Source organism: Paraburkholderia dinghuensis (assembly GCF_003837865.1).
Lineage (GTDB): Bacteria > Pseudomonadota > Gammaproteobacteria > Burkholderiales > Burkholderiaceae > Paraburkholderia > Paraburkholderia dinghuensis.
In genome coordinates this window covers 106831-119963 of the sequence record NZ_RQIS01000011.1, presented here as the reverse complement: position 1 = coordinate 119963, position 13133 = coordinate 106831, and the positions used below count along the sequence as shown (strand labels likewise).

Below are 13133 nucleotides of genomic sequence, written 5' to 3'. Positions count from 1 at the left end.
TTACCGTGCATCAGGAATCAATACCGGTATTACAAAATGGCGAATTTGATAACGAAGTGCCATTTCCTCCCAAGGAGCCTGACTGGCAAGCTGCAAAAACTGGGTCATGTTCCAGGACATCAATGCATCAAAAGGAACGTTTCGACGCATTTCTCCCTGCTGATAGGCCGTCTTGAGCAAAGGCACGATGGAATCACCAAATAGGTGGCTGTACGCAGATTGAATCAAGGCCAAATTCGGAAAGGCCCAGCCCGCCGTATAGAAGGCGTTCAAACACGGGTCGTGGCTCATTTCAAGGAGCGCAAAGACCATTCCATCTTCAAAGCGTCTTGCAATGTTTTTTTCGCCCGAAAGCAACTTGAGAACAGGCGCTACAAAGGGAATTGACCTGGCATACAACAAACTTGCAAAAATGCCTTCACGGTTGTCAAATCGACGATACAGCGTGGCCCTGGAAACTCCGCTGGCTTTGGCAATTTCGTCGCCCGTAGTCTTGTCAGGCCCGAGACGCGCAATGCACAGCGCCGTTGCCTGAAGGACGCGGACCACTACTGGGTCGTCCAAATCCGCCAGTTTGATGGTGCTTGACATCGGCTCCGCCTCGACAACTGTTTTGCTTTTTTTGGGCACCATATTTGCGCTAAGTTGATATCCGCCCTGTTGTAGCGGCAAACACTTATGCGAGGCGTGACGCTCGTATCATGTCCGCGCATTTTTCGCCGATCATGATGCTCGGAGCGTTGGTGTTGCCGCCAACAATGGTTGGCATGATCGAAGCATCGGCGACGCGCAGATTGTGGATGCCTCGGACTCGCAACTGTGCATCAAGCACCGCCATGCGATCGTTGTCCGGCCCCATCTTGCAGGTGCCCACCGGGTGATATTGCGTGTCTGCCCGATTACGAATGTCCTCCTCCAAGGCCTTTACGTCATCGGCTGGGATTGGATGGAGCGATCTGCCGCGCACAGGCGTGAGGGCGCTGGACTCCATCAGGCGTCGCACCATTTGTCCGCCCTTGACCAACAACTGCAAATCGCGTTCATCCGACAGAAAGCGAGGATCAATCAGCGGGGCCACACGGGGGTCTTGGCTTTGCAACTTGACCGTTCCACGGCTGTACGGCCGAAGCACATCGGCGTGGCAGGCCATACCGTGACCGAGATGCATCTTGCGGCCATGGTTGTCGACCATAGCCAGAATCAGGATCAACTGCAGATCGGGAGCCGGTGCATCCGCATGGGATCGAACAAAGGCCCCGCCTGATGCATAGACGCTAGTGACCATGCCGGTTCGCTTTTTGCGCCACTCTCTGATGGCACTCAGCATTTTTCCAGTGCCACGCCATGAAAGTCCAAACGTCCCCGTATCGCTGGGCGTGGTCCAGCTTTGAACGTAGTCAATATGGTCTTGAAGATTCTGGCCAACCCCGGGAAGATTGTGAATCGATGCAATACCGAGTTGACTCAGTTCTTCAGCATCACCAATGCCGGAGAGTTGCAGCAATTGAGGCGAGCCGAAGGCCCCCGCAGATACGACGACCTCGCGGCGAGCACGAACCGACATCAACTCATTGCCCAGATAAAAGGACACGCCCGTTGCCCGTTTGTCCTGGATGTTGATCTTGGAGCTCACGGCTCCGGTGATGACCTTCAAATTCGGGCGATCGAGGTTGGGTCTCAGATAGGCCTTGGCAGCGCTACAGCGCTCGCCGTTCTTCTGGTTGACCTGGTACAGGAAAGAGCCGTCCTGAACAGCCCCGTTGTAGTCGGGATTGGAATTGATGCCACATTGGACTGCCGCGTCCAACCACATCTGACTCACTGGGCTGTCAAAGCGCGGATAGGTCACATTCAAGGGCCCGTCCTGGCCATGGTACGCATCATCAAATTGCTCGTTATTTTCGGAGCGCTTGAAAATGGGCAATACCTCGTCATAGCTCCATCCCGGGTTGCCGAGGGCTGCCCATTGGTCGTAATCGAATCGATGGCCCCGCACGTACAACATGCCGTTGATGGAACTGCTGCCACCTAATGTTTTGCCGCGCGGCTGGTACCCGCAACGTCCGTTGAGACCTGGCTGTGGAACCGTATCAAAAGCATAATTGTTGAATTTCGAAGGCACCATGGCCGCCGCGCCAGCGGGAGCGTGAATAAAGATGCTGCTGTCGGGGCCGCCCGCTTCAAGAAGGCACACCGTTACGCCCGGATCTTCACTCAGGCGCGACGCCACGACACAGCCAGCGGAACCGGCGCCCACAACGACATAGTCAAATTCCATTGCTTCCATATTTAATTTTTTGCAAATAGCCTGGTTTCGTGGGTTTGGTTACCTATTGGCGTTCGTGGCAACCTTGTATTTGATGCCCCAATATTTTCGTTTTTCGTTCAAAGAACATTGCCGCCACAGAAGTCGCCTCTATGGTTAACAACGCCACTACGGGCGCGGCTAGACTCCCCTAATTTTTCGATCAAACCCTATTGCTTACTGTCCAGACATGCCTCTGACAGTGCGTATGCTCGGACATAAAAAGCATTCATTGCATTGCCCGAGATCGGCGCAGGAAACGATGCCTACGAAAATTAAAAACGACATGAATGGCTTATAAATAAAGCTTCAATGGTTTTGATTGAGACAATATTTAAACTTTGTCTCAAAGGCGGGGCCTAGTCAATGTCAATTCGATAGGTGAATACCCTATTCCCCTATGAGGAATTAGTTTTTGGGCGACCGACAAATACTAGTTGGAGGTGGCTCATAACGATCCGCAGCAACATCGCATTCCCCTGAACACTCGTACGGAACTCGCCAGGACCGTGCTGGACGGTTGATTGAGGGATTGGGTAATTCGGTGCCTGGACCGGCCAGCCTTTCGTAGACGCCTTTGAGCCATAATTTCTGGCAACCGAAGGGGGCCATATGAGCAGCAAGCGGTACACGGACGAGTTCAAGATTGAGGCGGTCAAGCAGGTGACCGAGCGCGGTCATTCGGTGGCGGATGTGGCGCAGCGGACGCTCGCCACGACCGTTGCCATCGAACTAGCGCAAGCGCGATTTCCAGATTCATCACGTCGATCCTGCGAGCTGCGCAACCCATAGCAAGGTTCTCAAACGTGCCTGGCTCGAGCCCTTCGTTGCCAGCAGGCCTGCGAGTCGCGTCGTCACGGAAGCGTGCGGCAGCGCCCATCGCTGGGGCTTGGCCGTGATATGTGCCGCATTGCCGCCCAGTCCGGGCGGCCGTTCGCGAATTCCAACAAGATGGCACGAATCTCATGTGCCCCGCCTGACGTCTCCGCAGAAAATATCGCGCGCGCCGTCAGCAGGACTGGTCCGAACCACGATCGCGTGATCGCGCGCGACGAGATCGTCGAACGGCATGGGCACCCGTCGCCACAGCTTGAAACCCTGTTGCGGAACATAATCTCCGAGGACGGTCCTGTCAGTCATGCCATAGAGGGGTTTGTCCGCCAGCTGGTTGCACGATCCCGGGTAGACATACGTGTAAAGATGCGCTGGCATCGTTGTACCCGACGGTACGCCGCCGATAAAGAACAGCATTTCCGTTGCATTGCCGTGCGGCACCAACGTCACTTGCCCGATCTTGCCCGCGTTCTGGGCCGAAGCGGTCAAGGTAACGTTCACGGACTGTGGGGCCGCGTAGCTAGTGAGTACAGCGCAACATCCAAGCGCCGCGCTCACCGCCGCCACTACCATAGGTCTGGCTTCCAGTTTCATCGCCGACCTCCTGCTCGAAGCCGCTGCGAAAAGCAGCTTGACTTCAATATAGACCACGCTCGTGTTTACCCCTAATGCTGCGGGGTCATTTTTTCGAGCGGGCCGCGCAGGTGCGGCACAACGCGATTCATATGAGTAAGGTTTGCTGCTCCTCACGATTCCGGAGCTACACCTCCGCGCTCGCGATTCTTCAGATCCTTTGCACACTGCGTCAGAAGCACAACGCTCGTGCGAGCGGTGTAGGCCAGTGTGCCCGGCCCAATTCCGCGCTCCTCCAAGGCTCGCCAGTAAATCCCGATGTCCTTTTCGAGCAGATCGAGGCTTGCCACATAGCTTCGTACACCGCGTGACGGGTCGTAACGCTCCATCGTTACGCTGCGTCCGCTTCCGTTGCGAAGCACATGCATCAAAGCCTCGACATCGAGGCCCAGTTCCCGGCCAGTGCATATCGCGTCATCCACGAGCGCGATGTGCGCCGTATAAAGTGCGTTGTTGACGATCTTCGCGAATTGCCCCGCTCCGGTCTCGCCCATGTGGACCACCGGGTTGCCAAACGCGGCAAAAAGCGGGCGGCAACGCTCGAACGCGGCCTCCGATCCGCCGACCATCACCGCCAGCCGGCCTTCGCGGGCTGCGGCCGCGCCGCCGCTCACCGGCGCGTCCACAAGATCAACGCCGCGCCGCTCTGCCTCGCTCGCCAGCATCCGGCAAGTGTGCGGCGCAATCGTGCTATGAATCGCGACCACGGAACCGGGCGTCATTCTCGCGATCAGCCCGTCGGGACCGGCCAGTACCTGACACACGTCGGCGTCGTTACGCAGGCAGATTGCGACCACATCCGATGCCGCCGCGAGCGCGGTCAGATCGGGCGCCAGCATGGCACCCGATTTCGCGAACGGCGCAAGCGTCTGCGCGCGTCGCGCCCAGAGGGTGACGGGATACTGCGCCGCGATGATCCGTTGTGCGATCGGCGCGCCTTGCTCGCCGAGTCCGATGAATCCCACCCTCATCCCGCCTCCCCTGATCGCAGATCGCGTCACTGGCCGATGCGGAACAGCACCGATTTTTCGAGCGTGTATTCGTTGATCCAGTTCTCACCGAATTCGCGACCCAGACCCGAGCGCTTGTAGCCGCCAAACGGTGCATCGGCAAGCGAATACAAGCCGCCGTTCAACACGACACCACCGGTACGCAGTTGCAGTGCCATTTCGTAGGCCTTCGCCGAATCGCGCGAATGAATGCCCCCGTAAAGGCCATATCGACTGTCGTTGGCAATACGCACCGCCTCTTCGTCACTATCGAAGCCGATCACGCTTGCAACCGGCCCAAAAATTTCCTCCTGCGCGATGGTCATCTTGTTGCTAACGTCGTCGAAGATCGTAACGTCGAAGTAAAAGCCCTTGTCCAGATGCGCGGGCCGACCACCGCCCACGACGAGTCGCGCGCCCTCGTCGCGACCCTGTTCGACGAAGCGCTGCACACGGGTGCGCGAAGCCTCGCGAATCAGCGGTCCCACCCCCGTGGCCGGGTCGGAGGGATTGCCGAGCGTCAATTGCTGCACGACGGCGCGCATCGTCTCGACGTAAGCCGGCCGTATCGAGTTGTGAACGATATGCCGTGTCGCGAGCGCGCAGCCCTGGCCGCAGTTCGTGGAGATCTGGAATGCCCCTTCCATTGCAGCCTTCTGGACGTCGGCGTCTTCGCGTACGATCAGTGCCGACTTGCCGCCGAGTTCCAGCAGCGTGCGCTTGATAGTCGGCGCGGCCTGGCCCAGAATCGCGGCGCCCACCGTTTCGGAACCGGTGAACGTCACCATGTCCACGCGCGCGTCGCTGGTCATGAGCTTGGCGACCCCGGCGTCTCCGGTAATGACGTTCAGTACGCCGCGCGGCAGCCCCACCTCCTGCGCGATCTCGCCAAACATCAACGCCGAATACGGCGTATAGGGCGACGGTTTCAGCACGACGGTGTTGCCGGCCAGCAGCGCGGGGAGCAGCTTGGACAGACCGACGAGGAACGGCGCATTGAATGGCGTGATCGCCGACACCACGCCGACCGGTTCGCGCACCACCACGCCGCTGCCGATCAACTGGCTACCCGCAGGGTCGAACGGATTCATCGACGTGGAGATCGGCAGATGCCGCGTCGAGGACACGAGCGAGCGCTCGATGGTCGTCTGCGCGATCTGCATCGGTGCGGCAAACATCATCGTTTGCGCGAGAATCCGCGTGATGCCGGCCTCGGCGATCTGCAGCTCCTGAATCTCTTCGGCGCGCACCTGCAGCGCGGCGTGGAAGCGCCGCATCGCCGCCGCCCGCTCGGCCTGCGACAGGCGTGGCCACGGGCCGTTGTCGAACGCGTCGCGAGCGGCCGCTATCGCCATGTCACATTCGTACAATCCGCCGACCGGCGCTTCGCCGATCGCTTCTTCTGTCGCTGGATTGACGACTGGCTCGCGTTCCCCGCCGCGCGGCAAGACCCACTCCGAGCCGATAAACAGTCTGTCAATTTCCGTAATGCGCTTCGTGCGCGTGCCGAGTTCGTTCATGCTGTGTCTCCATCCTTGTCCATTGTGGTAACTGCAAAGGTGAGTATCTGCGCGATCAGCGGTCTTTCAGGATCAGCTCTGACGCGCGCAGCCCGATAGCCATAGCCGGCGCGTTCGTATTGCCGGCAATCAGCGTCGGCATAATCGACGTGTCGACCACGCGCAGGCCCGTCACGCCACGCACGCGTAGCGCGGTGTCTACCACCGAGCGTTCGTCGTTGCCCATCCGGCACGTGCCCGCCACGTGATAGCCCGGCGAGCCGAACTTGAAAAACGCGTCCACGAGTTCCTCATCCGACGTGAAGTTCGGACCGGGCGCGGTCTCCTCGCCATAGTGGCTCGCAAGCGCGGGCTGCATCTGGATGCTGCGCATCAACCGGATCAGTTCGACGCTATGGCGGCGGTCCTGTTCGGTGTCGAGATAGTTCGCATCGATCGAAAGCGGCGCGTCGGGATCCCGTGACGTGACACTCACCCCACCTGTGCTTTGCGGATGCGTCAGATAGCCGACCCATGTCATGCCCGGTTTCGAATCGATGTCGATCTTGCCGTTCTTCACCGCGAGCGAGTAGAGCCCGACGCCGATTTCCGCGTTCGGCCGCGAGAGCTGCGGATTCGTCTTCACGAACGCGCAGACCTCATGCGCGGCGTGCGTCAACGGCCCGCTGCGGTGCGCCGTATAGCGCAACATGCTCGCGAGCAGCGCCCAGCCATGAAAATGCCGATTCAGGCTGCCGCGTGTCACGCGCGTGCTCATCATCACGCCACGATGCTCGCGCAGATTGCGGCCGACCTCGGGCACGTCGGCGATGACGTCGATGCCAAGCTCTCGCAGTTGCTGCGCGTCGCCGATACCGGACAACTGCAGCAGCTTGGGCGAATTGAGCGCACCGGCGGACACGATCACCTCGCAGCGTGCGGCGACCGTGTGCTGGCCATGTTCGCCGCGCAGCACGACGCCACTCGCGCGCTTGCCATCGAATGCGATCCGCACGACTTCGACGCCAGTCTGGATATCGAGATTCGCGCGATTTCGTGCAGGATCGAGAAACGCCTTCGCTGCACTCCATCGCCGCCCCTGCCAGATAGTTCGAGGCTGATAGCCGATAGCCGGCTCGCGCGATGAATTGATGTCCTTCACGCGCACGATGCCCGCTTGTCCGGCGGCGTCGATCACGGCCTCACACAGTTCGTCGCCTGGCGGATGCATCGAGATTTTCACGGGACCGCCGGCGCCGCGGACGTCTGACTCGCCAAGCTCGTGGTCCTCCATCGCCTTGAAGCAGCGGCCCATGTCGCGCCAGCCCCAGCCTGCGCAGCCAGCCGCTTCCCAGTCGTCATAGTCCTGCGGGTGGCCGCGCAGGTACACCATGCCGTTGACCGAACTCGATCCGCCCAGCGTGCGGCCCTTTAGCCAGTCCTCGGTGTCACGGCCTTTGCGCTGGTTCGCGCGATAGCTCCAGACGAGCGGGCCGCCCACGGTCAGAATCTTGCCGATGCCGCGCGGCATGTGAATCATCGGGCTCTTGTCGGCGGGGCCGCTTTCGAGCAGCAGGACCGACACGGCCGGGTCGGCGGAAAGGCGGTCGGCAAGCACGCAACCGGAAGATCCGGCGCCGACGATGATGTAATCGTAGTGTTCGCGAAGTGCCATGTTGCATTGCTCCAAACGGTCCGCAAGATGTGCGGACCAGACGAATGAATGAAAGACGACCCCGCGGGTCGATGCCTCGGCACCGTGCGCCTGGCGTTTCTGCGGTTGCCTCACGCGTAGCGGCGGGACGCGCCGCCGTATCGGTCAGCGGGATCGTCTGGCGGAAAGGCAGGCTAGATCTGGCTGGCCGGCAGCCGGATCACAAGACCGTCGAGGTCAGTGGACATCTCGATCTGGCAAGTCAGGCGGCTGCCCGGACGCGGTTCGATGGCGCATTCGAGCATCCCCTGCTCCGTGCTTCCGGCCGACGGCAGGCGATCGATCCATGCGTCGTCGACATAGGCGTGGCAGGTCGCGCAACTGCACGCGCCGCCACAGTCGCCGATGATGCCTGGGATCGCAGCATCGACGATGGCACGCATCACCGATTGGCCCATTTGCGCATCGAGACGATGCGCGGTTCCGTCGTGTTCAATGCAGATCAGACTCGGCATTACACGTGTCTCCGGTGGTTTATCGGCATTCAGCCGTTTTCTGCTCGCGCACGTCGCCGTTACGCATCGGCAGCAGCGCCGCCGCACGATGCGATAACGCGTCAAGCGTCGGCGCTGGACGCGGCGCTGTCTTCGACAATCGTCAGCACGCGCTCGGGGCAAGCTCGCACGCTGCGCCGAGCGAGGCTTTCGAGGCCGGCCGGCACCTCGACCGTCGTGGCGACGGTGTTGTACCCGCTTGCGTCGAGCGGGAATAGTTCCGGCGCGACGATGTTGCAGCGCGCGTGCCCTACACAGGCCGCCGTATTGACGATGATCTTCATGCGGCCCTCACTTCGGCGGGGTCCCATTCCATTTGAAGCCCGGATACACCGAAGACGCCGGATGCACGAACCTGTATCGGATTACCGTTCATCCGGAAGGTTGGGATGCGCTTTGTCCACAGTTCGAGCGCGATGCGAAGTTCGCGCCGCGCGAGATGCGAGCCGACGCAACGGTGCGGGCCATACGAAAACGCCATATGAGCCTGCGCGTCTTCGCGATCGAACTTCACATGTGCGGGACAACTGAACGCTGCGGGGTCGAGGTTGCCCAGTTCGGTGCTGATCAGCACGTAGTCTCCCGCGCGCATCGTCGCGTCGCCGATCTGCACGTCGGTCGTGACGACGCGGCGCATGTTCGTGATCGAATACGAACGCAGCAGTTCTTCGACCGCATTCGGAATGCGCTCCGGGTGCGCCTTCAGTTCGGCCTGCTGCTCAGGGTGACGGGCCAGATGCATGAAATGGAAGCCGAGGCTGGACGCGACCGTATCGAGGCCGCCGATGAAAATCAGGAAGCACATCCCGAACACTTCGTCGTCAGTCAGCGGGCGACCGTCCACCTCGCTAGCTAGCAGATAGCCCGTGAAATCGTCGCCGGGATTGACGCGCCGCTCGGCGATCCTCTCACGCAGATAATCGCGAATCTGCGTGAGCGCGCCGACCACTTCGCCTGGATTCATGCTCTTGATGAGCGTATGCGTCCAGCGCACGAACGTCGGGGCCTCCTCGGTTGGCCAGCCCATCAGGCGCAGGAACACCAGTGTCGGATACCAGTCGGCGAATTCGCCATTGAAGTCGCAGTGCCCTTTCGTCGCGAACTGATCGATCAGTTCGTTTGCGCGCAGGCGGATCGTGGGTTCGAGTTCGTCGATGCGCTTCGGTGAGAACAGCGTGTTGATCAGCGCACGATATTTCGCGTGCTCCGGCGGGTCGATTTCAAGTGGAATCAGCTTCCAGTCTTCGCCGAGCATCTGCGCGAAGGGCATGCTGCCGCTGCTGAAGGTGTCGGTGTCCTGCAGGATGCGGCGCAGCTCCTCGGCGCGCCGCGGCACCCACGCGCCGGGCAAGTAGCCAAGCCGTGGGATATAGAAGATGGGAGGCGTTTCGTCGTGATAATCCGCGGCCCGTTTGAAGGCGTCGAGCCCAGCGGTGGAAATTTCGGTCCAGATGTCGAATTCTCGCACCAGGTGCGCGGACACGTGAGAAGGAATCTCAGCGCCCGGATGGGGGACTGCGGTCATGTGTGTCTCCATTTTTTCGTCTTCGCAAAACCGGGCCGACGCAACAGCAGCGGCGCCGCTAATCCGTCTTTTTCGCCCTGCGTTTGCCCTTTTCCCCTTCTGCTGTCGGGCCTGAAGAATCCGCGCGCTCGCTGTCGGCGGGCGGTGCCACTGCAATCAACCCGCGGAGAATGACGATTAGCAACTCCGGTGAAAAGAACGTCGGATGGCTTTCCGGCGTGTCTTCAACCGGCAGACGTGTGCTGCGATAGAGCGTGAGCATCGCCTCTGCCAGTTCGCCCACCGGCAGCGGTGGCCGCTTGCCGCCCCGCCAGAAAAGCTTCGTGATGATGCGCTCGAACCCGTCGAGTACCTGTCCGTGATACTGCCGATAGCTGGCCGCGAACTCCGCGTCGCGTTGTGCGTACAGATTGATCTCCGCAGCAATCAGGGGCCACACGCCATCCGGATCGAAGAGCCTCGTTCGGTCGTTCAGAATAACCAGCAGATCTTCGAGACCGATCGCGCTTTCCGCGAGTTCAAGCCAGTTCTTGATTTCAGCCGTGAACTTCTCCCGGATCAGATCGAGCAGGAGTGCCTGCTTGTTCTCGTAATTCGCATAGAAGGCGCCGCGCGTAAACCCTGCGGCTTCCGCAATGCGCTCGGCGGAAGTGCCTGCCACGCCACACGTGGCGAACTCTCGAACGGCTGCCTGACGCAAAGCTGCATCCGTTTGCTGGCGGCGCTCCTCACGGGTGAGGCGCCGCGGCGGAATGAACAAGTTGTCTGGATGCATGCACGCATACTAGTCCGCTCATGCATATTAAACAAGAATGCATTTTCTGTACTATCGGTGGAGTTCGCATTGCACAGCCCTGACATATCTGTAGAGTCATTTGCACACGGCGCGCGTTGGCATGCACAGAGAAGCCTCAAGGCAACCATCTGAACATCGGGAAAAATACGCACGCGACGCATGCCCTGACCGCAGTTCTCGCGTGCCTGGGTGCTCGCGCGAGGCCGTCGCCATAGCTTCCGGATAGCCTGTGGGCGAAACGGACTGTACTCGCCCCCGGGATACAGGTGCGGCACGCACGGCATACCCTGATCGATCGGCCCCAGCCAATCTTCAGAACAGTTTGCAGATAGATGTTCAACAAAATTCCGACGATCAGGGAAAACGACAACATCGCACCCGGTATTCTCTCTTTAGAATCCGATTCCAGATCCAGCCAAGTCTTAATTGAACGCAATAAGTTAATGTGTTCACTTTGCATCCAAGTGGACTCGCGGTGATTCGCGCCCGACGCGAGCGCCTCCGACGAAAAAAAGACCAGGCCCGCAAGGCAGCCAAGGAGACAAGGAGATGAAGGGAATGAAAAGCCACGCCAGATTGAAGAGGAGCCGGCTTAGCGCTGGCATCACTGCGGCGCTCGGGTGTTGGGCCGCGTCGGCAAGTGCAATGCCCCTTCTGACTAATATCCCGGACTGGAACATCAACTGGGACACCACGGTCAGTTACAACCTAGGCATGCGCGCCCAAGGGATCGACCCGTTGATCGGCAATAACCCGAACTTCAGCGAGTCCGACTACAAGTTCAGCCATGCGGGTGATATTGTGACGAACCGGGCATCGGCCCTTTCCGAGTTCGACGCGGTGTTTCAGAACAAATTCGGCTTTCGTGTCAGCGGTTCCATCTGGAAAGACTTCGCGTACGGAAGTGGTGTCAACAACAACCCGGCAGACTTCGCGCCAGGTGTGCCGTACAGCATGCTGAACTCGTACGCGAATAACCGCTTCGGCAGCTTTACCTCGCGCTACTATCAACAAGGCGCCCAGCTGCTCGACGCTTTCGCGTTCTACAACTTCAATATCGGCAACGCACCGAGTTCGATCAAGGTCGGGCGCCTGACCCAGTACTGGGGTAACGCACTGTTCTTCAACGGCCTGAGCTACGGGCAAAACGCGGTGGACGGCATCAAGGGATCGGCGGTACCCGGCACGCAGCTCAAGGAATTGATGATTCCGCGCGCCCAGGTGCTGCTCCAGAGCGACATCACGCCGACCGTCTCGGTGGCCGCGCAATACTTCGCCGAATTCCAGCCTAGCCTGTTCCCGCAAGGTGGCACCTACCTCGGCACGGCTGGCTTCCTGTTCCAGGGCCCGAACTTGCTGCAGGGGCAGATTCCGCAGGGCCCGATCATCGAGCCCAGCGACGGCTTCCACTCCGACTACGGCTTCAAGCTGACCTGGTCGCCGCAGTGGCTCAACGGCACGATGGGGTTCTACTACCGCAACCTCACGGAAACCAATCCGTGGGTGCTGCTGGGAGTGAATCCGGTGACCAGCGCGCCGAACTACCACCTGTCGTACGCATCGGACGTGAAGCTGTATGGCTTCAGCCTCGACAAGCAGATCGGACCGTACAGCACCGGCCTCGACGTTTCGTACCGTCACAATACGGCGCTCAACAGCGGAACGGGTCCGCTGCCGAGCGACTTTAGCGGCCGGGAAGGCGCGCGTGGCGACGTCCTGAACGTGGTCGCCAACTTGATGGCCGGCCTCACGCGCACGCCGCTGTGGGACACAGGCAGCGCGATTGTCGAATTGGGCTACACGCAGAAACTGAAGACGACCAGTAACGCCGCGCTGTACAACGGCGTGGGCAACGCCCTCGAGTGTCCGACCGGCAGCAAGTGGGACGGGTGTTCGACGGACAGCGCAGTCGCCATCGCGGTCCAGTTCGATCCGCAGTGGCTGCAGGTGTATCCGGGCGTCGATCTCGACATGCCGATCTTCCTCGAATACGGCATCTATGGCAATCAGGCGACGGTGATGCCTTCGCCGGGTCAGGGTTCGCTGCAGTACACGATCGGTCTGCATGCGCTCATCCAGAACAAGTTCAACGTGACGCTGCAATACAACGGCTATCACTCGCGCCCTGGCCAGACCACCACTACGCCAACGGGCCTTCCGTACTACTCAACCGGTAACGGCACGTTCTTCTATAACGACAGAAACTGGGTCTCGCTGACGCTTTCAACCACCTTCTGACGCCAAACCGCTTGCGCCGCGTATCGTGCCTTCGTCGCTGCAGAACGACAACGGCCACCGTCACGCGGCGCGCAATCCGTCCGGGCATTACCAATACGAACTTCGG

General features: G+C 60.1%; 11 protein-coding genes and 1 pseudogene. 2 read left to right on the top strand and 10 right to left on the bottom strand.

Annotation, left to right across the window (positions count from 1 at the left end):
* The gene (locus D1Y85_RS16325) at window positions 1-591 is read right to left on the bottom strand and encodes a TetR/AcrR family transcriptional regulator (protein ID WP_185219007.1); all 591 of its coding nucleotides are present in this window, start codon (window positions 589-591) and stop codon (window positions 1-3) included.
* An 85-nt stretch (window positions 592-676) separates the two neighbouring features.
* Window positions 677-2278: a GMC family oxidoreductase gene (locus tag D1Y85_RS16320; protein ID WP_124152221.1), complete on the bottom strand. Its 1602-nt coding sequence runs from the start codon at window positions 2276-2278 to the stop codon at window positions 677-679.
* Window positions 2279-2917: 639 nt separating this feature from the next.
* On the opposite strand from D1Y85_RS16320, the pseudogene D1Y85_RS16315 reads away from it, so the two are divergent.
* Window positions 2918-3010, top strand: a pseudogene (locus D1Y85_RS16315) (transposase); the annotation flags it as partial.
* Between the two features lie 258 nt (window positions 3011-3268).
* Here D1Y85_RS16315 and D1Y85_RS16310 read toward each other — a convergent pair.
* The 8 genes from D1Y85_RS16310 to D1Y85_RS16275 all read right to left on the bottom strand — a co-directional run bounded on the left by D1Y85_RS16310 (window position 3269) and on the right by D1Y85_RS16275 (window position 10768).
* Window positions 3269-3733 (bottom strand): hypothetical protein, encoded by a 465-nt coding sequence (locus D1Y85_RS16310; protein WP_246024943.1) that lies wholly within the window; start codon window positions 3731-3733, stop codon window positions 3269-3271.
* A 152-nt stretch (window positions 3734-3885) separates the two neighbouring features.
* Complete coding sequence (locus D1Y85_RS16305) at window positions 3886-4773, bottom strand: NAD(P)-dependent oxidoreductase (RefSeq protein ID WP_342773473.1); 888 nt, start codon at window positions 4771-4773, stop codon at window positions 3886-3888.
* A complete protein-coding gene (locus tag D1Y85_RS16300) occupies window positions 4770-6281 on the bottom strand; it encodes an aldehyde dehydrogenase family protein (RefSeq protein WP_124152108.1) in 1512 nt (503 codons plus the stop codon). Before D1Y85_RS16300 ends, D1Y85_RS16305 begins: the two co-directional genes overlap by 4 nt.
* 55 nt (window positions 6282-6336) lie before the next feature.
* Window positions 6337-7935, bottom strand: coding sequence for a GMC family oxidoreductase (locus D1Y85_RS16295; protein WP_124152107.1), 1599 nt, complete (start codon window positions 7933-7935; stop codon window positions 6337-6339).
* A gap of 173 nt (window positions 7936-8108) precedes the next feature.
* A complete protein-coding gene (locus D1Y85_RS16290; RefSeq protein WP_124152106.1) occupies window positions 8109-8429 on the bottom strand; it encodes a 2Fe-2S iron-sulfur cluster-binding protein in 321 nt (106 codons plus the stop codon).
* A 101-nt stretch (window positions 8430-8530) separates the two neighbouring features.
* Entirely contained in the window at window positions 8531-8752 is a 222-nt protein-coding gene (locus D1Y85_RS16285; RefSeq protein ID WP_124152105.1) for a ferredoxin, read from the bottom strand.
* Window positions 8749-9993: a cytochrome P450 gene (locus tag D1Y85_RS16280; RefSeq protein WP_124152104.1), complete on the bottom strand. Its 1245-nt coding sequence runs from the start codon at window positions 9991-9993 to the stop codon at window positions 8749-8751. Before D1Y85_RS16280 ends, D1Y85_RS16285 begins: the two co-directional genes overlap by 4 nt.
* Window positions 9994-10051: 58 nt before the next feature.
* The gene (locus D1Y85_RS16275; protein WP_124152103.1) at window positions 10052-10768 is read right to left on the bottom strand and encodes a TetR/AcrR family transcriptional regulator; all 717 of its coding nucleotides are present in this window, start codon (window positions 10766-10768) and stop codon (window positions 10052-10054) included.
* 570 nt (window positions 10769-11338) lie between these two features.
* Between D1Y85_RS16275 and D1Y85_RS16270 the strand changes: the two genes are divergently transcribed.
* A complete protein-coding gene (locus tag D1Y85_RS16270) occupies window positions 11339-13027 on the top strand; it encodes a DUF1302 domain-containing protein (RefSeq protein ID WP_124152102.1) in 1689 nt (562 codons plus the stop codon).
* Window positions 13028-13133: the final 106 nt, after the last annotated feature.

Coding starts and splice junctions, on each gene's coding strand:
- D1Y85_RS16325 (WP_185219007.1), bottom strand. CDS start 591: ATGTCAAGCACCATCAAACTGGCGGATTTGGACGACCCAGTAGTGGTC.
- D1Y85_RS16320 (WP_124152221.1), bottom strand. CDS start 2,278: ATGGAATTTGACTATGTCGTTGTGGGCGCCGGTTCCGCTGGCTGTGTC.
- D1Y85_RS16310 (WP_246024943.1), bottom strand. CDS start 3,733: ATGAAACTGGAAGCCAGACCTATGGTAGTGGCGGCGGTGAGCGCGGCG.
- D1Y85_RS16300 (WP_124152108.1), bottom strand. CDS start 6,281: ATGAACGAACTCGGCACGCGCACGAAGCGCATTACGGAAATTGACAGA.
- D1Y85_RS16295 (WP_124152107.1), bottom strand. CDS start 7,935: ATGGCACTTCGCGAACACTACGATTACATCATCGTCGGCGCCGGATCT.
- D1Y85_RS16290 (WP_124152106.1), bottom strand. CDS start 8,429: ATGCCGAGTCTGATCTGCATTGAACACGACGGAACCGCGCATCGTCTC.
- D1Y85_RS16285 (WP_124152105.1), bottom strand. CDS start 8,752: ATGAAGATCATCGTCAATACGGCGGCCTGTGTAGGGCACGCGCGCTGC.
- D1Y85_RS16280 (WP_124152104.1), bottom strand. CDS start 9,993: ATGACCGCAGTCCCCCATCCGGGCGCTGAGATTCCTTCTCACGTGTCC.
- D1Y85_RS16275 (WP_124152103.1), bottom strand. CDS start 10,768: ATGCATCCAGACAACTTGTTCATTCCGCCGCGGCGCCTCACCCGTGAG.
- D1Y85_RS16270 (WP_124152102.1), top strand. CDS start 11,339: ATGAAGGGAATGAAAAGCCACGCCAGATTGAAGAGGAGCCGGCTTAGC.